This is a genomic window from Roseovarius azorensis, assembly GCF_900109455.1.
GTDB classification, from domain to species: domain Bacteria; phylum Pseudomonadota; class Alphaproteobacteria; order Rhodobacterales; family Rhodobacteraceae; genus Roseovarius; species Roseovarius azorensis.
The window spans coordinates 250,586-271,213 of the sequence record NZ_FOAG01000006.1 but is presented as its reverse complement, the minus strand read 5'-3'; the positions used below and the strand labels follow the sequence as shown (position 1 = coordinate 271,213).

The 20,628-nt window shown below is 64.0% G+C and carries 21 protein-coding genes; 10 read left to right on the top strand and 11 right to left on the bottom strand.

What is annotated here, in order from left to right; genetic code table 11:
• Window positions 1-338 (top strand): hypothetical protein (locus tag BSG08_RS19605; protein WP_217649892.1); only part of this gene is annotated, 338 nt, incomplete at its 5' end.
• On the opposite strand, the gene msrQ is transcribed toward BSG08_RS19605, so the two are convergent.
• The 3 genes from msrQ to BSG08_RS11415 all read right to left on the bottom strand — a co-directional run bounded on the left by msrQ (window position 326) and on the right by BSG08_RS11415 (window position 3,399).
• Window positions 326-928, bottom strand: coding sequence for a protein-methionine-sulfoxide reductase heme-binding subunit MsrQ (gene msrQ, locus BSG08_RS11425; protein ID WP_093036738.1), 603 nt, complete (start codon window positions 926-928; stop codon window positions 326-328). The two genes, BSG08_RS19605 and msrQ, sit on opposite strands and share 13 nt — an antisense overlap.
• Window positions 928-1,830: a protein-methionine-sulfoxide reductase catalytic subunit MsrP gene (gene msrP / locus BSG08_RS11420; protein WP_093036735.1), complete on the bottom strand. Its 903-nt coding sequence runs from the start codon at window positions 1,828-1,830 to the stop codon at window positions 928-930. Before msrP ends, msrQ begins: the two co-directional genes overlap by 1 nt.
• Before the next feature lie 75 nt (window positions 1,831-1,905).
• Window positions 1,906-3,399, bottom strand: coding sequence for an FMN-binding glutamate synthase family protein (locus BSG08_RS11415; protein ID WP_093036733.1), 1,494 nt, complete (start codon window positions 3,397-3,399; stop codon window positions 1,906-1,908).
• Window positions 3,400-3,783: 384 nt separating this feature from the next.
• Between BSG08_RS11415 and BSG08_RS11410 the strand changes: the two genes are divergently transcribed.
• Window positions 3,784-4,263, top strand: a complete 480-nt coding sequence (locus tag BSG08_RS11410) for a fasciclin domain-containing protein (RefSeq protein ID WP_093036730.1) — start codon at window positions 3,784-3,786, stop codon at window positions 4,261-4,263.
• 13 nt (window positions 4,264-4,276) lie between these two features.
• On the opposite strand, the gene BSG08_RS11405 is transcribed toward BSG08_RS11410, so the two are convergent.
• From BSG08_RS11405 to BSG08_RS11380, 6 genes are all read right to left on the bottom strand, one after another.
• Window positions 4,277-5,260, bottom strand: coding sequence for a hypothetical protein (locus BSG08_RS11405; RefSeq protein WP_093036727.1), 984 nt, complete (start codon window positions 5,258-5,260; stop codon window positions 4,277-4,279).
• 41 nt (window positions 5,261-5,301) lie between these two features.
• Window positions 5,302-6,486, bottom strand: coding sequence for an amino acid aminotransferase (locus tag BSG08_RS11400; RefSeq protein WP_093036724.1), 1,185 nt, complete (start codon window positions 6,484-6,486; stop codon window positions 5,302-5,304).
• Window positions 6,486-7,343 (bottom strand): 3-mercaptopyruvate sulfurtransferase, encoded by an 858-nt coding sequence (gene sseA / locus BSG08_RS11395; RefSeq protein WP_093036721.1) that lies wholly within the window; start codon window positions 7,341-7,343, stop codon window positions 6,486-6,488. Before sseA ends, BSG08_RS11400 begins: the two co-directional genes overlap by 1 nt.
• Window positions 7,344-7,631: 288 nt before the next feature.
• Window positions 7,632-7,892 carry a hypothetical protein gene (locus BSG08_RS11390; RefSeq protein ID WP_217649891.1) on the bottom strand — a complete coding sequence of 87 codons (261 nt, stop codon included), beginning with the start codon at window positions 7,890-7,892 and terminating at the stop codon, window positions 7,632-7,634.
• A 30-nt stretch (window positions 7,893-7,922) separates the two neighbouring features.
• On the bottom strand, window positions 7,923-8,399 hold the full coding sequence (gene smpB / locus BSG08_RS11385) for an SsrA-binding protein SmpB (protein ID WP_093036715.1): 477 nt from the start codon (window positions 8,397-8,399) through the stop codon (window positions 7,923-7,925).
• A 102-nt stretch (window positions 8,400-8,501) separates the two neighbouring features.
• Window positions 8,502-9,158 (bottom strand): GntR family transcriptional regulator, encoded by a 657-nt coding sequence (locus tag BSG08_RS11380; protein WP_093036712.1) that lies wholly within the window; start codon window positions 9,156-9,158, stop codon window positions 8,502-8,504.
• 139 nt (window positions 9,159-9,297) lie between these two features.
• Between BSG08_RS11380 and dctP the strand changes: the two genes are divergently transcribed.
• The 5 genes from dctP (at window position 9,298) to BSG08_RS11355 (ending at window position 14,985) form a co-directional block, all read left to right on the top strand.
• Window positions 9,298-10,284 (top strand): TRAP transporter substrate-binding protein DctP, encoded by a 987-nt coding sequence (gene dctP, locus BSG08_RS11375; RefSeq protein ID WP_093036710.1) that lies wholly within the window; start codon window positions 9,298-9,300, stop codon window positions 10,282-10,284.
• A gap of 68 nt (window positions 10,285-10,352) precedes the next feature.
• Entirely contained in the window at window positions 10,353-10,901 is a 549-nt protein-coding gene (locus BSG08_RS11370; protein ID WP_093036707.1) for a TRAP transporter small permease, read from the top strand.
• Window positions 10,901-12,217, top strand: a complete 1,317-nt coding sequence (locus BSG08_RS11365) for a TRAP transporter large permease (RefSeq protein WP_093036704.1) — start codon at window positions 10,901-10,903, stop codon at window positions 12,215-12,217. The genes BSG08_RS11370 and BSG08_RS11365 overlap by 1 nt, the downstream gene beginning before the upstream one ends.
• A complete protein-coding gene (locus BSG08_RS11360) occupies window positions 12,214-13,455 on the top strand; it encodes a malonyl-CoA decarboxylase (RefSeq protein ID WP_093036701.1) in 1,242 nt (413 codons plus the stop codon). Before BSG08_RS11365 ends, BSG08_RS11360 begins: the two co-directional genes overlap by 4 nt.
• 12 nt (window positions 13,456-13,467) lie before the next feature.
• Window positions 13,468-14,985 carry a malonate--CoA ligase gene (locus BSG08_RS11355; RefSeq protein ID WP_093036698.1) on the top strand — a complete coding sequence of 506 codons (1,518 nt, stop codon included), beginning with the start codon at window positions 13,468-13,470 and terminating at the stop codon, window positions 14,983-14,985.
• A 4-nt stretch (window positions 14,986-14,989) separates the two neighbouring features.
• On the opposite strand, the gene BSG08_RS11350 is transcribed toward BSG08_RS11355, so the two are convergent.
• Window positions 14,990-16,018 (bottom strand): NAD(P)/FAD-dependent oxidoreductase, encoded by a 1,029-nt coding sequence (locus tag BSG08_RS11350; protein ID WP_093036695.1) that lies wholly within the window; start codon window positions 16,016-16,018, stop codon window positions 14,990-14,992.
• Between the two features lie 62 nt (window positions 16,019-16,080).
• Here BSG08_RS11350 and mnmC2 point away from each other — a divergent pair, with 62 nt between their 5' ends.
• Together mnmC2 and BSG08_RS11340 are read left to right on the top strand one after the other, a co-directional pair.
• Window positions 16,081-16,758 carry a tRNA (5-methylaminomethyl-2-thiouridine)(34)-methyltransferase MnmC2 gene (gene mnmC2, locus BSG08_RS11345; protein ID WP_093036833.1) on the top strand — a complete coding sequence of 226 codons (678 nt, stop codon included), beginning with the start codon at window positions 16,081-16,083 and terminating at the stop codon, window positions 16,756-16,758.
• Window positions 16,755-17,621, top strand: a complete 867-nt coding sequence (locus tag BSG08_RS11340; protein ID WP_093036692.1) for a DMT family transporter — start codon at window positions 16,755-16,757, stop codon at window positions 17,619-17,621. The genes mnmC2 and BSG08_RS11340 overlap by 4 nt, the downstream gene beginning before the upstream one ends.
• 43 nt (window positions 17,622-17,664) lie before the next feature.
• Here BSG08_RS11340 and BSG08_RS11335 read toward each other — a convergent pair whose 3' ends face one another.
• On the bottom strand, window positions 17,665-19,617 hold the full coding sequence (locus BSG08_RS11335; RefSeq protein WP_093036689.1) for a lytic transglycosylase domain-containing protein: 1,953 nt from the start codon (window positions 19,615-19,617) through the stop codon (window positions 17,665-17,667).
• Window positions 19,618-19,745: 128 nt separating this feature from the next.
• Here BSG08_RS11335 and dapA point away from each other — a divergent pair, with 128 nt between their 5' ends.
• A complete protein-coding gene (gene dapA / locus BSG08_RS11330) occupies window positions 19,746-20,621 on the top strand; it encodes a 4-hydroxy-tetrahydrodipicolinate synthase (RefSeq protein WP_093036830.1) in 876 nt (291 codons plus the stop codon).
• The last annotated feature ends 7 nt before the right edge of the window (window positions 20,622-20,628 follow it).

Sequence of the window (20,628 nt, the reverse complement as noted above, 5' to 3'; positions counted from 1 at the left end):
TTCGAGCCTCGCAGACCGTCACAGAAAAACCAAAACAGCCCGTCCGACATACACGACAACACCAAAGCGCCGCCGGTGAAGCGCTATTTACGGATAGGGGCCTGCCCCTGCAACCCCTTTTTTCCCCTTTTGTCATGTTTTTTTCAAAATCTGGAATTTCACCTGAAAACAAAGGGATTAGCGAAGCGTTCGGCAAGACCGCAAAGCGCTTGCGCAAGATTGTTGTCACCCCTTCCCGGTTTCGTGCACCAGATATTGCGTCATCCACAGGACGCGCCCCAAGTCGCGGCGCGCGGCATCTGTCCGCGCGGGCGAATTCGCCCGCTCAGGCGCGCTGATTCTGTGGCGCCGGGCGCAGCCGCAGGCCAATCAGCCCCAGAATCACCGCCAGATAGATCAGCGGCTCGATCTGAAAGCCCTTGCTCAGCCAGATGAAATGCACCGCCCCCAGCACAGCGACCACATAGGTCAGCCGATGCAGCCGCCGCCACCCCGGTCCCAGACGGCGCACCGACCAGTTGTTCGATGTCACCGCCAGCGGAATCATCAGCAGGAACGCGGTGAATCCCACCGTCACATAGGGCCGCTTGATGATATCGGCCCAGATCTGCGCCATGATCTGCACATCCAGCACCAGCCAGACCAGCAGATGCAGGCTCACGTAATAGAAGACCAGCAGACCAAAGGCGCGCCGGAACCGGATCAGGTTGATCCCCGGATACCGCCTCAGCGGCGTGATCGACAGACAGATGATCAGCAGTTGCAGCGCGACCTCGCCCAGTTCGCGCTCCAGCGCCTTGATCGGTTCTGCCCCCAGCCCCCCGGTCATCCCCAGATAGAAGAACCAGACCGACGGCGCACCATAGACCAGCCAGATGGCCCAGACCGGAATCCGCCGGGCGACCCCGTTGATCCGGTCGACCCACATCAGAAGTTCTTTGCCAGGTCCATACCCTGATAAAGACCGGCCACCTCGTCACCATAGCCGTTGAACATCAGGGTCGGCCTGCGCGGCGAGAACAGCCCACCGCCGATCACCCGTTCCGTCGCCTGTGACCAGCGCGGGTGATCCACCTCGGGGTTCACATTGCTGTAGAACCCGTATTCGCGGGGGTTGGCCCGGTTCCAGCTTGTCGGCGGTTCGGTGTCCGTCAGGGTGATCCGCACCACCGACTTGATCGACTTAAACCCGTATTTCCACGGCACGACCAGCCGCAGCGGCGCGCCGTTCTGGTTGGGAATATCGCGGCCATAGATGCCCGTAGCCATGATCGTGAGCGGATGCAGCGCCTCATCCAGCCGCAGCCCCTCGACATAGGGCCAGTCCAGCACCGGATAGCGCGTGCCGGGCATTTCTTCGCGGCGCAGCACCGTCTCGAACGCCACATAACGCGCGCCGCTCTGCACCCCGGCCAGCGCCAGCAGATCGGCCAGTTCAAACCCGTTCCACGGCACCACCATCGACCAGGCCTCGACACAGCGGAAACGGTAGATGCGCTCCTCGACGGTCATCTGCGCCATGATCTCGTCAAACCCATAGTCACCCGGCCGGTCCACCAGACCGTCGATCGTGACGTTCCATGGCTTGGTCGTCAGCATCCGGGCATTGCGCGCCGGATCGCCCTTGTCGGTGCCGAACTCGTAGTAATTGTTGTAGGTGGTGATATCCTCCCAACTGTTCGGCTCCAGCGTCTCTGCCCGCGCGGGCATTCCCGTTCCGGCAAGACCAAGACCCGCCACCGCCCCGGCGATCAGCTGACGGCGGTTCAGAAACACCGCCTCCGGCGTCACATCCTGCGCGCTCAGCGTATTTGTCCAGCGATAGGCCATGTCATCCCTCCTGCAGGTTCAACGATCATATAGGGGCAGACACGGCGACCGCCAGCAAAGGGTTTCACCACGCGGTCACAAAACCGCGTCCGCATTGTAACTTGGCCGGATCTTGTTGAACGGCACCGACGTGCCATCCGCCTGCACCAGCCGCACATGCCGCCGCCGCATCAGGCGTGGCTCGGCGACGCCGACCGAATGGGCGATGGTCTCGACCTCCTTGATCACCGACAGCGCATAATTGGCGACCTTGAGGTATTTGTCCTCGACCACCAGACCCGCCTGCAACCGCCTGTCATGCGTGGTGATGCCCGTAGGACAGGTGTTGCGATTGCATTTCAGCGCCTGGATACAGCCAAGGCTGAACATGAAGCCACGTGCTGAAGTCACGAAATCGGCCCCCGCGCAGATCGCCCATGCCACGTCGCCCGGATTGATCAGCTTGCCGCTGGCGATCATCCGGATGCGCTCTTTCAGACCATAGCGGTCCCGCAGATCCACCATGCGCGGCAGCGCGTCACGGATCGGCATGCCGACCAGATCCATCAGCGGCATCGGCGCCGCCCCGGTGCCGCCCTCGCCACCGTCGATCGCAATGAAATCCGGCGCACAATCCGCCCCCCGCGCGTTGATCATCTCAAACAGCGGCTCCCACGCCTCTGACGATCCGATCACCGTCTTGAATCCGACAGGGCGGCCCGTCACCTTGCGGATATGGCCGATCACATTCAGCAACTCACCGTAATCATTGATATCGGCATGGCGGTTGGGCGAGATGCTGTCGCGGCCCTGTTCGATCCCGCGGATTTCGGCAATCTCGGCACTCACCTTTTCGCCGGGCAGGATGCCGCCCTTGCCGGGCTTGGCTCCCTGCGCCAGCTTCAGTTCGAACATCTTGACGGAGGGGTTGTCCGACACCTCGCGCAGCCGCGCATCGCTCAGATTGCCCGCCGCATCGCGCACGCCGTATTTCGCCGTGCCGATCTGATAGACCAGATCGCAATTTCCGATCAGGTGAAACGGGCTCAGACCGCCCTCGCCGGTATTCAGCCAGATCCCTGCCTTGGCCGCCCCCCGGCTCAGCGCCTCGACCGCGGGGCGCGAGATTGCGCCATAGCTCATGCCCGAAACGTTGAAGATGGATTTCGCCCGGTAGGGAATCGCCGCTGTCGGCCCGATTTCCATCGGTGCGGTGATGGCGAACTGATCGTCCAGCGGAGGAAACACCGCCGGCACGAAGATCGGGGTGCCCGGCACACCCAGATTGCGCGTCGAGCCAAAGGCGATCGTATTGCCCTTGCCCTTGGTCGCGTGACTGACCCAATCGCGCTGCGCACGGTTGAACGGCATCTCCTCGCGATCCATGGCAAAGAAATACTGCCGGAAGAACTCCCCCAGCTTGGTGAACAGACCGCGAAACCGTCCGATCACCGGATAGTTGCGCCGGATCGCATCGCCGGTCTGCGTCTTGTCCAGCACGTAGAACAGCACCACCATGAACAGCACCGCGCCCAGAACCAGCACCAGAAGCAACGCCAGAACCTCAAGGATCTGCGTGACGTATTCCATTCGCAATCTCCGATGAAACCAGCCCCTGCACCCGAGGGGTCTTTGGCGGCAACCTGCGCCTTTCACCCGCGTCAGACAAGCCGGTAAATCGCCTGAAGACATCATGTTTCATAACGAATTCGTGGCCTCCGGGCGATTTTCCCGCCGCCTGCGAAACCCGCAGGACAACCGGCTGAAACGCCGTTGAAACACGGGAGGCTTGCCGCATTATCACAAAAACGTGATTGGATATTTCAGACAGACCCAGCTTAGCGGCCATCCGTTTTTTGTCAAACCGCCTTGGCGGAAATCCCCGATGAACCAGAACGCCCGAGCGCCCGTAGCTCACCCCATGATGCCAATGCAGGCATCGTCAAACCATGTCTGAAAACGGAGACGTAAACCATGTTTCGCAGAACTTATCTCGCCCTGACCGCAGCCACCCTGATGGCAGGCCCGGCATTTGCCGATGGTCACGGCAAGGATATCGTTGACATTGCCGCCGGTGATGAGAATTTCTCTACCCTCGTCGCCGCCGTGCAGGCCGCGGGTCTTGTGGATACCCTCAAGGGCGAAGGCCCCTTCACCGTATTTGCACCGACCAACGAGGCATTCGCCGCCCTGCCCGCAGGTACGGTCGAGAACCTGCTCAAACCCGAGAACAAGGATCAGCTGACCGCGATCCTCACCTATCACGTAGTGCCGGGCAAGGTGATGTCGGGCGACCTGTCGAACGGCATGACCGCCACCACCGTGCAGGGCACCGACGTCACCATCATGACCGAGGGCGGCGTCACCGTGCAGGGTGCGAACGTAACCGCAGCCGATATCGAGGCCAGCAATGGCGTCATTCACGTCATAGACGCGGTGATCCTGCCGGAATAACGCGACCGCCCACTCACGGGCCGGGACGGCCCTTGCGGGCCGCCCCACCACGAACCTGCAACCGCGACAGGATCACGTCAAACTCGCGCGCCACATGCCGCGGCGATGACATCTCGCGTAGATACCGCATCCGTTCGCTGGCCTCGCGCCACGCGGATGTATCGTACAGATCCTCCGCCCGGTCGAGCGCAGCCGCGATGGTCGCGGGCGCAGAGTCATCGACCAGAAACGGATACTCCCGCCCCAGATACAGCTCGGCATCATCGGTGTCGCGCGTCACCAGCACATTGGCCCCCAGCGCCGCCGCGACGAATCCCTTGGTAAAGGGCTTGGCCACATCACCATCCGGCGCTCCCGCAGGACCGGGCGGGCGAATCGTGTAATGCAGATTGAAATCGCACAGCCTGTCAAAGGCCGCGGGCATACCCGCTCCCCGGCCCAGCGCGATTCGCTGGATCCGATGACTGATTTCCCGAGGGATATGAACATTGCGGGGATGCCCCAGATATGCGGCCCGCAGGGTATCCTGCCTGCGCGGCACCATCCCCTCCAGTCGCGGGTCGTGATGATGCGTCAGATACGCCACTCCGGCCCGCCCGTCGACAGATCCCTTGCGCGCCAGCACCCGCCGCAGGATCGCCTCACCGGCATGCGAGGCCGCGATATGCAGATCCGCATGCGGCGAGAAACACTCGCCCGCATGTCCGTCCACATAGTCGATCGCCAGACCCCGGCTTGCCGCACGCAGCATCCGCATGCCCTCCTGACCCAGCATCGCGGCCGTGCCCTTGAGCAGAACCACGATACTGCCCGCCAGACTTTCGGCAAAGTCACGGCGCGCATCGTCCGTGGCCATCTGCGGCAGGGCACGCACCGAAAACCTGTAACGCTCTCCCAGATTGCACCGACCGATCTCGGCCAGTTGATCGCAGCGCATGATCTTGGACCCGGCGCGCCACAGACGCCTGCGGCAGATGAAAACAACCTCTTGCGTCACTGACCCGCTCCGCCACTGCCCGGATTGGGGCAAGACCCGTCTCAGATACCCACGTCGATCATCGCCCGCGCCAGCACCGGAACGGTCGTCTCGTTCAGCCCGGCAATGTTGATCCGGCTGTCGCCGATCATGTAGATGCCATGCTCCGCCCGCAACCGCTCGACCTGCTCAGGCGTGGCCCCCAGCCGCGAAAACATGCCGCGATGCTGCGCGATGAACCCGAACCTGTCCGACCCGGACAAACGCCGCAACTCTCCAGCCAGCTGCTCGCGCAGCCGCAGCATGCCCAGCCGCACCTCCTCCAGCTCTGCCTGCCAGTCGGCCCGCAGCGCGTCATCCGTCAACACCATGCTCACCAGCCTCGCGCCGTGATCGGGCGGAAAGGAATAATTCTGCCGGTTTAGATAGGCCAGATTGCCCTGCGCCACCCTCTGCAGCGCGCGATCCTGCGCGACGGCCATCAGAATGCCGGTGCGCTCGCGGTAGATGCCGAAATTCTTGGAACAGCTTGCGGCGATCAGCGTCTCGGGGCAGTTCACCGCCACGTAACGCACCGCCGCCGCATCCGCCTCGAGCCCGTCGCCAAAGCCCTGATAGGCAATGTCGATCATCGGCAGCGCGCCCTTGGCGTTCAGCAGATCGACCACCGCCTGCCATTCGGTCATGTTCAGATTGGCGCCCGTCGGATTGTGGCAGCAACCATGCAGCAACACCACGTCACCCGCGCGCAATCCGTCCAGATCAGCCATCATGCCGCTGAAATCGACACCCACCGTCTCGGCATCGAAATAGCGGTACATCACCACCTCGATCCCCATATGCGCCAGAATACTCAAGTGATTGGGCCATGTCGGATCCGAGACAAAGACCCGCGCCCCCGGATTGACCATGCGGATCAGATCGAACGCCTGCCGCACCGCCCCTGTGCCGCCCGGCGTGGCAATCGCCGACACCTGATCGCGCGCCAGCGCCTCGCCCAGCACCAGCCCCACCATCGCATCGAGAAACGCCGGATCGCCCGTCAGCGCGGTATAGGCCTTGGTCGTCTCGACTTCCCAGAGCTGCCTTTCCGCCGCCTTCACGGCGCGCATGATCGGCGTCACCCCCTCGGGCGTCTTGTAGACACCAACGCCCAGGTCGATCTTGTCCGCGCGCGGATCCTCGCGATACGCCTGCGCCAGCGCCAGGATCTTGTCGGCGGGCTTTTCCTTCAACTGCTCGAACATCATGCCTCTCCCGTGGCGACGGGCAGCGTCGGAAACGCGCCCCATTCGGTCCATGACCCGTCATAAAGCGCGTGGTCGGACTTGCCGATCCGCTCCAGCGCCAGGTTGATCACCGCCGCCGTCACCCCGGAACCGCAGCTTGTGATCACCGGCTTGGCCATGTTCACCCCGGCGGCGGCAAACACCGCGCGCAGGCCATCAGGATCCTTCATCGTCATGTCGGCATTCAGAAGATCCGTGTAGGGCACATTCTTCGACCCCGGAACATGCCCCGGACGCAGCCCGGCGCGCGGCTCCGGCGCCTCGCCCCGAAACCGCCCGGCAGAGCGCGCATCGAGGATCTCGTAATCGCCCAGTTTCGACGCCGCCGACACCTGCGTCACGTCCTTGACCATGTGGTTCTGCCGCCGCACGGTCATGTGCCGGTCGCGGATCACCGGCGGCATGTCCTCGACCGGCCGCCCCTCGGCCTGCCACTTGGGAAAACCGCCATCCAGCACGGCGATGTTATCCTGCCCCATCAGCCGGAACAGCCACCAGACCCGCGCCGCCGAAAACAGCCCCTTGGCATCGTAAACCACCACCTGATGTCCGTCGCCCACGCCCATCGCGCGCAGCTTCGACATGAATTTCTCGACCGGCGGCGCCATGTGCGGCAGGTCCGAACGGGCATCACTGATATCCTCGATGTCGAAAAACCGCGCGCCGGGAACATGCGCGGCCTCGTATTCGGCGCGCGCATCGCGCCCCTCGGCGGGCATGAACCATGTGCCGTCCAGCACCCGCAGATCCGGATCCTTCAGATGGGCCGCCAGCCAGTCGGTGGAAACAAGGGTTTTCGGATCGTCACTGGCCATATGCGCCCCCCGGGTTCAGACCCTTTCTGCCTACAGTCCGGGGGGCAAAAGGGCAAGACCGCGCAGCGCGGAAAGGCTCACGTCCGAGGCCGGTCCCGGCGTCCCGCGACGCGCCGGGCGGCGCATCGGTTCGCTGACAAAGCCCCTGCTGTTTCCGGTTGGGGCAGGCGCGTCAAAAGTCCACCGCCTGTGTCCTGTCTGTTCGCCCTTTTCCGGCTTCGGAGCGTGCTGCTGCCCGGACCTTCCTTGCCCCGACCTTTGTCAACGGCCGGACGCGTCGTACGCGCATCATTTCACCAGCATTCGACGAATCAGCCCGAGGACAATCATCACCGCCCCGCCGCCCGCGCCGCCCGAGACCAGCGCACCGGCAATCGCACCCATATCGCCACCGCCAGCACCCAGCGCGGACAGAGCCTGCCCGCCCAGACCGCCACCCAGAATCCCGGCCAGAGAATTGCCCGTCAGCCCGAGACTCAGGGTCTTGAATACTCCCCCCGCGACATTGCCCCCGACCGCCCCCGCGATCAGACCGAGGATGAGTTCCATGCGATCCATCTCCCGGGCCTCACTGTGCCCTCACTCTCCATGCCGCAGCAATCTCTGCTTCTGCCGGGCCCAGTCGCGCTTGGCCTCGGTGTCGCGCTTGTCATGGGTCTTCTTGCCCTTGGCGATACCGATCTTCAACTTGGCGATGCCGCGATGATTGAAATACAGAACCAGCGGCACCAGCGTCATGCCCTTGCGCTGCGTCTCGCTCCAGAGCCTCGCCAGTTCCTTTCTCGACACCAGCAGCTTGCGTCGCCGCTTTTCTTCATGCCCGAATGTCTTGGCCTGCTCATAGGGCGCGATGTAGGAGTTGATCAGCCACAATTCGCCGTTCTCCACCGCCGCATAGCTCTCGGCGATATTGGCGCTATGGGTGCGCAGCGATTTCACCTCGGAGCCCTGCAGGATGATACCGCATTCCACATCGGCCTCGATGGCATAGTCATAGCGTGCGCGCCGGTTCTCGGCGATCACCTTGTAATTCGGATTGTCCTTTGCCTTGGCCATTCGGCCTACCTAATCGCGCGCGCGCACACTGTCCAGCAGAGCGCACCAACCCTACGAAATCCGGGCAGAACTGTACGGTCTTGGCGGCAGCGGGATCGAAACCTATTCCGCCGCGCGCCGCAGGCTGGCCATCAGCAAATGGAATTTCTCGCCCTGAATCGCCACATGGCCGCGCAACGCCTCTGCCGCCCGTTCGGCTTCGCCGGCGCGCAATGCCGCGACGATCGTCTCGTGTTCGGCCATGGATTGCGCCATTCGGCCTCTGAAACGCAGTTGCAGTCGTCGAAACGGCTTGAGCCGCCGATGCAGGCGCAGCGCCTCCTGCTCGAGAAAGGCATTGCCCGCCTCGTGATAGATAACATGATGAAAATGCTCGTTTTCCCGGTAATACCCGTCGGTATCGCCAGCCTGCACGGCGGCATTGCAACGGATGTTTGCCGCATCCAGATCATCCAGCGCCGCCTCCGAGATGCGCTGCGCCGCCAACCGCCCGCACACCCCCTCGATTTCCGCCATGGTCTCGAACATCTCCATCAGTTCCACCGGACCGGGCTGCCGGATAAAGACGCCCCGGCGCGGGATCTGCTCGGCCAGGCCAGAGGACACAAGCCTCTGCAATGCCTCACGAATTGGCGTTCTCGAGACGTCGAATTGCCGGGCCAGACGCAATTCGTCCAGCCTGTCGCCATCGCTGAAACCGCCGGTAAACACCAGTTCCTCCAGCGCATCCGCAATGATATCGGCACGTCTCATTTCCATGAAAAAAGCCTAGCCGTGGCGCGACCTGTGCGCAAGATCAAAGTTCTTGTATACAAAAATCTTGACTCTGAATTCAAAACCCCGAACACTGCCCGCCACGCTTCCGGGCTACCCTGTCCGGGCAAAATGGGAGGATAGAATGAACAAGATGACTTTCACGGCAGCAACAGCCGCCGGGATGATGCTGCTCGGCAGCATCGCCACCGCAACCGAACTGCGGCTTTCGCATCAATGGTCCAGTCAGGATGTGCGCCATCAGGTCGCACAGATCGTGGCCGACGAGGTCGCCGCTGCGGGGGTCGATCTGGAGATCAGGATTTTCGGCTCTGAATCGCTGTTCAAGGCACGCGAGCAATATACCCCGCTCAGCCGGGGCCAGCTCGACATGACCGTGCTGCCGCTCAGTTATGCAGGTGGGCAGCAACCCTCTTACAACCTCACGTTGATGCCGGGTCTGGTCAAGAACCACGACCACGCGGCACGTCTGTCCGACAGCCCTTTCATGGAGGCGATCGAGGCCAAGATGGCCGAGGATGACGTCATGGTTCTGGTGCATGGCTATCTGGCCGGTGGCTTTGCCAGCACCGGTCAGTGCATTACCCGCCCCGAGGATGTAGCCGGAATGCAGACCCGTGCGGCGGGCAAGGCGTTCGAGCAGATGCTGGCCGGTGCCGGGGCGTCGATTGCCTCGATGGCGTCGTCGGAAATCTACAACGCGATGCAGACCGGGGTTCTGGATGCGGTCAACACCTCGTCCTCGTCTTTTGTATCGTTCCGCATCTATGAGCAGGTCAAATGCTACACGCCCGCAGGCGATATCGCGCTGTGGTTCATGTATCAACCGCTCCTGATGAACAAATCCACCTTCGAGGGTCTGACCGCAGAACAACAGAGCGCCCTGCTTGCCGCCGCCGAGAAGGCCGAAGCGTTCTATCTGGAAGAGGCCAAGAAAGAGGATGCCGCCTCGGTCGATGTGTTCCGCGATGCAGGCGTCGAGATCGCCGCAATGACCGAAGAGGATTTCCAGGCCTGGCGTGCGCTGGCGCAGGAAACCTCTTACAAGGCATTTGTCGAGAGCGTGCCGGACGGGCAGGCGCTGCTGGATATGGCCTTCGCCGTCGAGTAGTCGCACCGGGCCGCCGGGCAAGGCGCGGCGGCCCTTCCTGACACCTTTTATTTACGCGAGGACTGACCATGGCTGGCCATGTATCGGGTACGGTTGCGCGCACTGGACAAAATCCGTTTCTGCGCGCTGTTGCGGCGCTCTCGACCTTTGCGGGCTGGGTCGCCGCCGGGATGATCGTCGCCTCTGTCATCATCACCTGTCAGATGATCTGGGTGCGCTTTGTCCTCAATGGCACAACCGTCTGGCAGACAGAGGTGGTGATCTACCTGATGATCGCCGCCACGCTGCTGGGCCTGCCCTATGTGCAGCGGCTGCGCGGGCATGTGAATGTGGATCTGATCCCGCTCGCCCTGCCCGGACGCGCGCGCAAGGGGCTGGCCGTGCTCACGCTGACGCTCTCCATCGCAATTGTCGCGGTCATGCTGTGGTATGGCTATGAATTCTGGCACATCGCCTGGGCGCGCGGCTGGACATCCGACACGGTCTGGGCGGTCAGGCTGTGGATACCCTACCTCGCGCTGCCGATCGGGCTTGGCCTGTTTCTGTTGCAACTCATCGCCGATCTGGTGGCGGTGGTGCTGAATATCGACACGCCCTTTGGACTGGAGGACGCCTGATGGACCCGCTTCTGCTTGGCCTGATCGTGGCGATTGCAACGATTGTGGTGCTGTTCTCCGGCGTCTCGGTGGCGCTCGGCCTGCTGATTGTCTCGGGCGGGTTCCTGATCGTCTTTGACGGGGTGCGCTCGCTGGAACTGATGCCCGAGATCTTCTTTGGCAAACTCAACAATTTCGCGCTGCTGTCGATCCCGATGTTCATCATCATGGGGGCCTCCATCGCCTCGACCCGCGCCGGGGCTGATCTCTACGAGGCGCTGGAACGCTGGCTGACGCGCGTGCCGGGCGGCCTCGTGATCTCCAACCTCGGGGCCTGCGCGCTGTTTTCGGCGATGTCCGGGTCGTCGCCCGCCACCTGCGCCGCCATCGGCAAAATGGGCATTCCCGAGATGCGCAAGCGCGGCTATCCGGATGCGGTCGCGGCCGGCTCCATCGCCGCCGGTGGCACGCTGGGCATCCTCATCCCGCCATCGGTCACGATGATCGTTTACGGCATCGCCACGGAAACCTCGATTGGCCGGCTGTTTCTCGCCGGGGTCATTCCGGGCCTGATGCTGGTCGGCCTCTTCATGATATGGTCGCTCTATTCCACCTGGCGCTCGGGCGACGTGAACCTTCTGGGCGGGCGCAGCTATTCGTGGACCGAGCGGCTCGAGATCCTGCCGCGCGTGCTGCCGTTTCTGGCGATCATTCTGGGCGTGCTCTATGCCATGTATGGCGGCATCGCCACACCGTCGGAAACCGCCGCTGTCGGCGCGCTGCTCTGCCTGCTGATCGCCATGATCATCTACAGCCTCTGGTCGCCCCGCGCGCTGTGGGTCGTCCTGCGCGATTCGACGCGCGAAAGCGTGATGATCCTCTTCATCATCGCCGCGGCGGGGGTGTTTTCCTACATGCTGTCGTCGCTGTTCATCACCCAGTCGATTGCCCAATGGATCGGCACACTGGAGGTGAACCGCTGGGTGCTGATGGGGGCAGTCAATGTCTTTCTGTTGATCGCGGGCTTTTTCCTGCCGCCGGTGGCGGTGATCCTGATGGCGGCGCCGATCCTTCTGCCGATCATCATCACGGCTGGCTTCGATCCGATCTGGTTTGCCGTGGTTCTGACGATCAACATGGAAATCGGCCTGATTTCGCCGCCCGTGGGCCTCAACCTCTATGTCATCAACGGCATCGCGCCGGATATTAAGCTCAAGACGATCCTCTATGGCTCGTTGCCTTATGTCGGCTGCATGATCCTCGCCATCGTTCTGCTGTGCTTCTTTCCGGGGCTTGCAACATGGCTGCCCGATGTGGTCATGGGAGTGACGCAATGAGCGTTCTGGCCGATCTGCTGACGACGATCTTCGAGCGGCGCTATCGCGGCGCGTCCGAACCTGACCGGCAGAATCGCAGCATCGAGGATCTGGCCCGCGATCTCCTGGGCAGTTCCGGCGAGGTCTCGGGCATGGCGCTCTCGCGACTGATCCTGGATCGCTACGCCGGCATGGAGGACGCGGGCAAACTGGCGTTCTTCGGGTTTCTGACGAACGATCTTGGTGTCGACCCGGAAACGGTGCGCAACGCATTGGACGCTTTTGAGACGGCCCCCGACCGGGGCAGCTACCGCGCTTTCATGGCAGCCGCGGAACCGCCGCGTCAGGAACTGGCGCGCAGGCTCAATCAGGTGCCGGGGGCGACCGCGCAACTGGTGGCGATGCGCGCCGATCTCTTGCGGCTGGCGCGGGACAATCCGGCTCTGGCGGTGGTCGATCTGGATCTCAAGCATCTCTTTGCCTCGTGGTTCAATCGCGGCTTTCTGGTGCTGCGGCCGATCAACTGGTCCTCGCCCGCCGATATCCTGGAAAAGATCATCGCCTACGAGGCGGTGCATGCGATCGACAGCTGGGATGATCTGCGCCGCCGTCTGGCGCCAAAGGACCGGCGCTGTTTCGGGTTCTTTCACCCGGCGATGCCGGACGAGCCGCTTATCTTTGTCGAAGTGGCGCTGAGCCGCGGGATACCCGGCGCGATCCATGACGTGCTGTCCGAGGACCGCGAGGCGATCCCGGCGGATCAGGCGGACACGGCGGTGTTCTATTCGATCTCGAACTGTCAGGCGGGACTGGCCGGGATTTCATTCGGCAACTCGCTGATCAAGCAGGTGGTGGCGGATCTCTCGCAGGAATTGCCCAATCTCGGAACATTTGTCACGCTCTCGCCAATCCCAGGGCTGACCCGCTGGCTGGACGAGACCGGCACGCCGCTGCCCGACGAGGCGGAGGCGCGGCGCGCGATCACTGCGCGCTATCTGCTTAACGCCAGGCGCGAGGATGGCGGACCCTATGATCCGGTGGCGCGGTTCCATCTGGGCAACGGGGCGTCCGTGCATGCCATTCACGCCGATGCCGATCTGTCCCCCAACGGACAAAGGCAATCGGGCGGCGTGATGGTGAATTACCTTTACGACCGGGCGCAGATCTCGCAGAACCACGAGCGGTTCGCGGGGGCGGGCGCGATTGCCGCCTCGGCAGAGGTGACGACGCTGGCCGCCGCCGGGAAAAAGACGGACTGAAGGACAAGACGCATGGCCAATCCCCTCTATGACACGCTGTTCGGTCGCCATGCCGGGCAGAGCGCGCCGTTCCTGCATCTCGCCGATGGATCGGCGGTCAGCTACGATGCCTTTCTGCGCCTGACCGCACGGTTTGCCCACGCGCTGCGCAACGCGGACCTCGCACCCGGTGACCGGCTGGCGGCGCAGGTCGAGAAATCTCCGCAAGCGCTCGCGGTCTATGCGGCCTGCGTGCAGGCGGGGATCGTTTTCCTCCCACTCAACACCGGCTACACTGCCGATGAACTGGCCTATTTCGTGACCGACAGCGGCGCACGGCTGCTCCTGTGCGACAGCCGGCGGGCGGATGCGCTGAAGGTCGTGGCCGATCAGGCCGGGGCGCGGCTGATGACGCTCGATGCCGATGGCACCGGCACCCTGCCAGAGGCGGCCAAGGGCCAGCCCGAGACGTTCGAGACCACCCCGCGCGGTGCCAATGATCTGGCGGCATTCCTCTATACCTCAGGCACGACGGGACGTTCCAAGGGGGCAATGCTGACGCAGACCAACCTGCTGTCCAATGCCGAGGTGCTGGTGGATTGCTGGCGCTTCACGGCCAAAGATGTCCTGCTGCACGCGCTGCCGATCTTTCACACGCACGGCCTCTTTGTGGCGACCAACATCATCCTTCTGGCGGGCGGGTCGATGATATTCCTGCCGAAATTCGACCTCGACCAGATGATCGACAACCTGCCGCGCGCCACCTCGATGATGGGAGTGCCCACATTCTACACCCGCCTTCTGGACGATCCGCGTTTCACCCGCGATCTCGTGGCGCATATGCGCCTCTTCGTGTCCGGGTCGGCACCTCTGCTGGCGGAAACCCATGTGGCGTTCGAGGAACGGACCGGCCATCGCATCCTTGAACGCTATGGCATGACCGAAACCAACATGAACACCTCGAACCCCTATGACGGCGCGCGGCGCGCGGGCACGGTGGGCTTTCCCCTGCCGGGGGTGGAACTCAAGATCACCGACCCGCAGACCGGTGCGGAGCTGCCGCAGGGCGAGATCGGCCTGATCGAGGTGCGCGGACCCAATGTGTTCAAGGGCTATTGGAACATGCCCGAGAAAACGGCGGAAGAGCTGCGCGAGAACGGCTTTTTCATCACCGGCGATCTGGGAATGATCGACGATCAGGGCTACGTGCAGATCGTCGGTCGCAACAAGGATCTGATCATCTCGGGCGGCTACAACATCTACCCAAAGGAGATCGAGTTGCTGCTCGACGAACAGCCCGGCGTGCTGGAAAGCGCGGTAGTGGGCGTGCCGCATCCCGATTTCGGCGAGACGGTGGTGGGCTTTCTGGTGGCGCAGAGGGGGGCCACGCTTGATCTCGACGCCATCGCGGGGACGGTCGCGCAATCGCTCGCCCGGTTCAAGCATCCGCGCAGGCTGATCGTTCTGGACGAGTTGCCGCGCAATACCATGGGCAAGGTGCAGAAAAACATCCTGCGCGCCGACTATGCCGGTCTCTTTACATCATCGTGATCCCTTACAAAGACGCCTCTGGCCGAAAACCCTCGGGGATATGATCCACCCCCTCCAGAACCAGGTCGGCCATCACCTGCCCTATGCCGGGGGCCATGCCGAACCCGATCTTGAAACCGCCATTGGCGATGAATTCGCCCCGGCGCAGGGGGTGCGGGCCCAGCATCGGTGCGCGCGACCGTGCGCGCGGGCGCAGCCCCGCCCACCGCTCCAGCACCCTGGCCCCATCCAGCACAGGCACAGCGGCAACCGCCCGCGCGATGACCTCGTCAAGCTGCGCATCGGTGCTGGCGGGTTCGTCATAATCACGTTCGCTGGTCGATCCCACGGCCACCGTGCCATCCTCATGCGGCACGACATGCACGCCATCCGCAAAGATCTGCGGCAGATCACGCGCATCATACGCCAGCACCGCACCCTGCCCCTTGACCCCGTTACCGACCAGCCGCCCGAAAGCCGCGTTCAGTTCCTCCAGCCCGGCAACGCCCGTGGCCCGGATCACCTGACCCGACGCCGCGCCCTCGTGCAGCACCTCGGCCCCTCTGGCCCGCAGCGCCGCCACCAGCGCCGCGCAGGCGCGGCGCGGATGCAGCCGCGCGCTCAGCGTGTCGCGGATCACATACCCGGTGGCGCTGACCGGCATCCACTCGCCCTCTGCCCGCTCGACGCGCCACGCGGCCTTGCCCAGCCACAGATCCCGCGCACTTTGCTCGCGCCGCCGCGCCAGGGTCAGTCCCGCCTCGTCCATGATCGGCTGCACCCGCCCCAGCCGCGCATAACCTGGCGAGAGGTCCGCCGCCTCCGCCACCCCGCCCCAGAACGCCCCTGCCATCACGAGGCTTTCAAACTGAAACGCCTTCTTGTCGTTCCAGTTTTCCGGCACATGCGGGGCAAGCGCGCCGACAACGCCCCCCGACGCCCCGGCACCGGGGCCAAACGGATCAATCACCCGCACCCGCGCGCCCCTCTGCACGCAGGACCACGCAACCGACAGGCCGAAAATCCCCGCGCCCATCACCGTGATATCGGCCATTGCCAATCCCCTGCCTCCGCGCCATGGTCGCGCGCATCCACCCCGTCTTAGAGGATCGCGGCATGCAGGGCCAGCAGGCAGAACTCTTCTGGCGCGACGGCGATATTCCCGTCTCGGTGCGTTTTGACGATCCCTATTTCAGCCTCGAAAACGGCCTGGCCGAGACACGGCATGTGTTTCTCGCAGGCAATGACCTGCCCGCGCGCTTCGTGGACGGGTTTCACATCGCCGAGCTTGGTTTTGGCACCGGGCTGAACCTTCTGGCCAGTCTTGCCGCATGGCGGGCGGCGGGCATCCCCGGCGTGCTGCATTACACCAGCTTCGAGGCCTACCCGATGACGCCGCAAGACATGCGCCGCGCGCAAAGCCGCTTTGCGGAACTTGCCGGGATCGCCGCAGAGCTTGCCCCCCATTGGCAGGGACAGGCGCAGCGGATCGCCCTGCCGGACCTGCATTTCACCCTGATCGACGGCGACGCGCGCCAGACCCTAAACCGTTGGAAAGGCAAGGCGGACGCATGGTTTCTCGACGGGTTTTCCCCGGCGAAAAATCCCGAACTCTGGCAACCCGACCTGATGGCAGCGGTTGCCGCCCATACCACCGACACTGGCACTGCGGCCACCTATACCGCCGCCGGCTTCGTGCGGCGGGGGCTTGAGGCGGCGGGATTTTCTGTTACCCGTCTGCCGGGATATGGCCGCAAACGGCACATGACCGTCGCGGCAAAGGGCAGGGCATGACCACGCAGAACACCCGTCTAGGCATCTGGCTCATGGTGCTCACCACCTTCATCTTTGCGGTGCAGGACGGTCTCTCGCGCCATCTGGCGGCCGAGTACAACGTGCTCATGGTGGTGATGATCCGCTACTGGTTCTTTGCCGCCTTCGTGATCACCATCGCCGCGCGCAAGGCCGGTGGATTGCGCGCCGCCGCCACTACCAGCCAGCCGCTGATGCAGGGGTTTCGCGCATTGTTGCTGGTGACGGAAATCTGCGTGATGATCTTCGGCTTCACCCTGTTAGGGCTGGTCGAGAGCCACGCGGTCTTTGCCTGCTATCCGCTGCTCGTTGCGGCCCTCTCGGGGCCGGTTCTGGGTGAGAATGTCGGCTGGCGCCGATGGACGGCCATCGGCGTGGGCTTTGTCGGCGTCATCATCATTCTGGAACCGGGCTTTGGCGTTTTCAAACCCGCGGCGGTGGTTCCCTTCATCGCCGCGCTGATGTTCGCGCTCTATGGCCTGCTGACGCGCTACGTGGCACGTCGCGACAGCGCCGCCACCAGCTTTTTCTGGACCGGCACTGTGGGTTCTGTTGCCATGACCGCTGTCGGCATGTGGTTCTGGGAGCCGATGACAGGCTCCGACTGGATCTGGATGGGCGCGCTCTGCATCACCGGGGCGGCGGGGCATTATACGCTCATCAAATGCTACGAGGTGGCCGAGGCCAGCGCAGTGCAGCCCTTTGCCTACCTGCAACTGCTCTTCGCCAGCACCATCGGCATTCTCGTCTTTTCCGAGACCATACGCCTCAACGTGGCGCTTGGCGGCGCGCTGATCGTGGGGGCGGGGCTGTTCACCCTCTGGCGGCAGCGGCGGCTCGGCTGACCGCCGAGCCCCGACCGACATCAGAACGTCACCCGGTGCGCGACTACTCTCCGACCGGAGCAACGCTGCTGCCGCTCAGCTCCTCGGAAAACGGTCCGGGCAGCGGCTCCTTGCCCAGACGCGCGCGATAGGCGGGCAGGCTTTCGGCCACGCGCATCACGTAGTTGCGGGTCTCGCGAAAGGGGATGTTCTCGATCCAGTCGACGATGCCATGCGCATCGCGCGCGCGCGGGTCGCCGTATTCCTGCACCCATTGCGCCACCCGCGCAGGACCGGCGTTATAGCCTACCGCCACCAGCACGACGTTGCCACCGAACCGCCCACCCAGATGCGCCAGGTAGGCCGAGCCGAGCCGCGCGTTATAGACCCAGTCGTTCAGCACGTCCGAGGGCACATACATCAAGCCAAGATCGCGCGCCATGTCCCGCGCCGTGCCGGGCATGAGCTGCATCAGCCCCTGCGCCCCCGCACCGCTGACCACGACGGAGTTGAACTCGCTCTCACGCCGCGCAATCGCGAGGGCAAGCTCCATCGGAGCACTCAGCTCCATTTCGGCCATCGGGTGTAGCGCATAATACGGCCCCTCGACCACGATCCCGCGCTCTGCCGCCGCCTTGCCCAGCATGATCTGAAGATGCGGCTGGCCCAGTTCCTCCAGCATCTGCCCCATCTGCCCCAGCCCGGTACGATCCTGCAACTCTGAAAGCCTGATGAAAAACTGGCGCGCCAGCCCCGCATCGCCCATCCTGAGTGCCAGCGTGCCGATCTCGTGCAGATCGCTCGCCGCAAAGGCCGCGTCACGCCAGGGCGGGAAACGCTCCTGCCCGCCCAGCCGGTCGTCGGGCGGCAAGCCCGCCTTTTCCGCCGCCAGCAACCCGTAAAAGCTGGTCTGATGCGCGGCCCCTTCGGCATAGGCCACCTGCGCCGCCTCGCTATCCCCCAGCGCCTCCTGCGCGCGCCCGATCCAGTATCCCGCCCGCCCCAGCGAAATCGGCGTGCCGACGGCGGCGCGAAGCCGCTGGAAATGATCCAGCGCCAGTTCGGGCGCATTCAGGTAGGTCAGCGCCACATATCCTGACAGCCATTCCAGGTCTGCGTAGTCCGACCCCTCGACCAACTGATGCACCGAGGCGATATCATAGGCCAGCATGGCATCACCCTCGCGCATTTTCTGCCGGGCGAGCGCACGCCGCCAGCTTGCCCAGCGCTCCGGCTCTCCCAGACCTCCCTCGATCCGGCTCTGGCGCAGCAGAACCTCGATCGCCTTCTCGGGCGCGTTGCTCAGGTGACGGGTAAAGAGCTCATGCGCGATGCCCGCATTACGCGCCTGTGCCGTGCTCAACCCCTCGCCGCCCTCACGCTTGACCTTCGCCCGCAACTCCGCCAGGGCGCGGGTGCTGTCGCTGACCAGCGGCAGCATGTCCTCGACATCGTTCAGCCCGCGCCAGAGCGCCATCTCCAGCCGCGCCTCGTGATGCGGAGCCAGCAGCGCGCCATGCTCGCGCAGGAAACCTTCATGCTCGGCGCGCGTCAGATCCAGCGTGCGCCACGCCAGAACCAGGCCCGCCTCGGCCTCGCCCTGCCGCCCACGAGCGATCAGTGCCCGCGCGAGGCTGAGCGCGCCGGTGCCGGTCTGGGGCCGGTAGCCATCGTAGAACGCAAGCACTTCGTCGAAATCGGCACGCGCCATCACCTCTTCGCACTGCCACCGCAACCGATCCAGGCCCGGCCAGTGCCCGTTGCGCGCGAGAAAGGCCAGCACCTCAGCGGGCGTACCCAGCCCGGCACGCAGCCGATGCCATTCGATCAGATCGACCGCCGCCGCACCCTCGCGCGCCGCAAGGCGCGCGGCGATCTCCCAGCGACCGCCCTGCATCGCCTCCACGGCACTTGCCAGGGGACGCGGGGCGATCCGCGGCACATCCGCCGCATATGCGGCGGAAACCTGTGAAATCATCCCCAGAACCAGGGTGAGCGCGCGCAACATCTCTTGCATTTCCCGTCATTGCGAAGGATAGACAGCGCCAGCCTATGCGGCCCGCGCGCCCGCGTCCATTCACGATCACGGACCCCTGCGCGATGAACCGCCCAAGGCCCGCCAAATGGAAACGAAAGGAGCGTGTCATGTTCAAAGGATCTTTTCCTGCCCTGGTCACGCCGTTCAAGAACGGCGCGCTGGATCTCGACACGCTCAAGACCCTCGTGGAATGGCATATCGGCGAGGGCAGCCATGGCCTTGTCCCGGTCGGTACCACCGGCGAAAGCCCGACGCTGTCGCATGAAGAGCATGAAACCGTGGTAGAAGAGGTGGTGCGCGCCGCCGCCGGGCGCATTCCGGTGATCGCCGGCGCAGGTTCGAACAATACGGTCGAATCGATCCGTTTCATGCGCCACGCCCACAAGGTAGGCGCCGATGCCGCCCTCGTGGTGACCCCCTATTACAACAAGCCGACGCAGGCGGGGCTGATCGCACATTTCACCGCACTGCACGACTCCTGCGATCTGCCGATCATCATCTACAACATTCCCGGTCGCTCGGCGGTGGACATGACGCCCGAAACCATGGGCAGGCTGGCGCAACTGCCGCGCATCATCGGGGTCAAGGACGCAACCGGCGATCTCGCGCGGGTCTGCGCGCAGCGGATCACCTGCGGCAAGGACTTCATCCAGATTTCCGGCGAGGACGCGACCGCTCACGGTTTCAACGCGCAGGGCGGGGTCGGCGTGATCTCGGTCACCGCCAATGTCGCGCCGAAACTGGTGGCGCAGGTGCAGGAGGCGACGCTGGCGGGCGACTATGCCACGGCGCTCGACCTTCAGGACCGCCTGATGCCGCTGCACCGCGCGATCTTTGCCGAACCGGGCGTGGTCGGCGTCAAATACGCCATGTCTCGGCTGGGGCTGTGCAGCGAAGAGGTGCGCTCGCCGCTCACCGGCCTTACCGACCCGACCCGCGCACTGGTCGAGGATGGCCTGCGTCACGCGGGCCTGATCAACTGACGCGCCA

Coding starts and splice junctions, on each gene's coding strand:
- dapA (WP_093036830.1), top strand. CDS start 19,746: ATGTTCAAAGGATCTTTTCCTGCCCTGGTCACGCCGTTCAAGAACGGC.
- BSG08_RS11370 (WP_093036707.1), top strand. CDS start 10,353: ATGGCTGGCCATGTATCGGGTACGGTTGCGCGCACTGGACAAAATCCG.
- BSG08_RS11410 (WP_093036730.1), top strand. CDS start 3,784: ATGTTTCGCAGAACTTATCTCGCCCTGACCGCAGCCACCCTGATGGCA.
- BSG08_RS11400 (WP_093036724.1), bottom strand. CDS start 6,486: ATGTTCGAGCAGTTGAAGGAAAAGCCCGCCGACAAGATCCTGGCGCTG.
- BSG08_RS11415 (WP_093036733.1), bottom strand. CDS start 3,399: ATGGAATACGTCACGCAGATCCTTGAGGTTCTGGCGTTGCTTCTGGTG.
- smpB (WP_093036715.1), bottom strand. CDS start 8,399: ATGGCCAAGGCAAAGGACAATCCGAATTACAAGGTGATCGCCGAGAAC.
- msrP (WP_093036735.1), bottom strand. CDS start 1,830: ATGGCCTATCGCTGGACAAATACGCTGAGCGCGCAGGATGTGACGCCG.
- BSG08_RS11355 (WP_093036698.1), top strand. CDS start 13,468: ATGGCCAATCCCCTCTATGACACGCTGTTCGGTCGCCATGCCGGGCAG.
- dctP (WP_093036710.1), top strand. CDS start 9,298: ATGAACAAGATGACTTTCACGGCAGCAACAGCCGCCGGGATGATGCTG.
- msrQ (WP_093036738.1), bottom strand. CDS start 928: ATGTGGGTCGACCGGATCAACGGGGTCGCCCGGCGGATTCCGGTCTGG.
- BSG08_RS11335 (WP_093036689.1), bottom strand. CDS start 19,617: ATGCAAGAGATGTTGCGCGCGCTCACCCTGGTTCTGGGGATGATTTCA.
- BSG08_RS11360 (WP_093036701.1), top strand. CDS start 12,214: ATGAGCGTTCTGGCCGATCTGCTGACGACGATCTTCGAGCGGCGCTAT.
- BSG08_RS11350 (WP_093036695.1), bottom strand. CDS start 16,018: ATGGCCGATATCACGGTGATGGGCGCGGGGATTTTCGGCCTGTCGGTT.
- BSG08_RS11380 (WP_093036712.1), bottom strand. CDS start 9,158: ATGGAAATGAGACGTGCCGATATCATTGCGGATGCGCTGGAGGAACTG.
- BSG08_RS11365 (WP_093036704.1), top strand. CDS start 10,901: ATGGACCCGCTTCTGCTTGGCCTGATCGTGGCGATTGCAACGATTGTG.
- mnmC2 (WP_093036833.1), top strand. CDS start 16,081: ATGCAGGGCCAGCAGGCAGAACTCTTCTGGCGCGACGGCGATATTCCC.
- BSG08_RS11390 (WP_217649891.1), bottom strand. CDS start 7,892: ATGGAACTCATCCTCGGTCTGATCGCGGGGGCGGTCGGGGGCAATGTC.
- sseA (WP_093036721.1), bottom strand. CDS start 7,343: ATGGCCAGTGACGATCCGAAAACCCTTGTTTCCACCGACTGGCTGGCG.
- BSG08_RS11340 (WP_093036692.1), top strand. CDS start 16,755: ATGACCACGCAGAACACCCGTCTAGGCATCTGGCTCATGGTGCTCACC.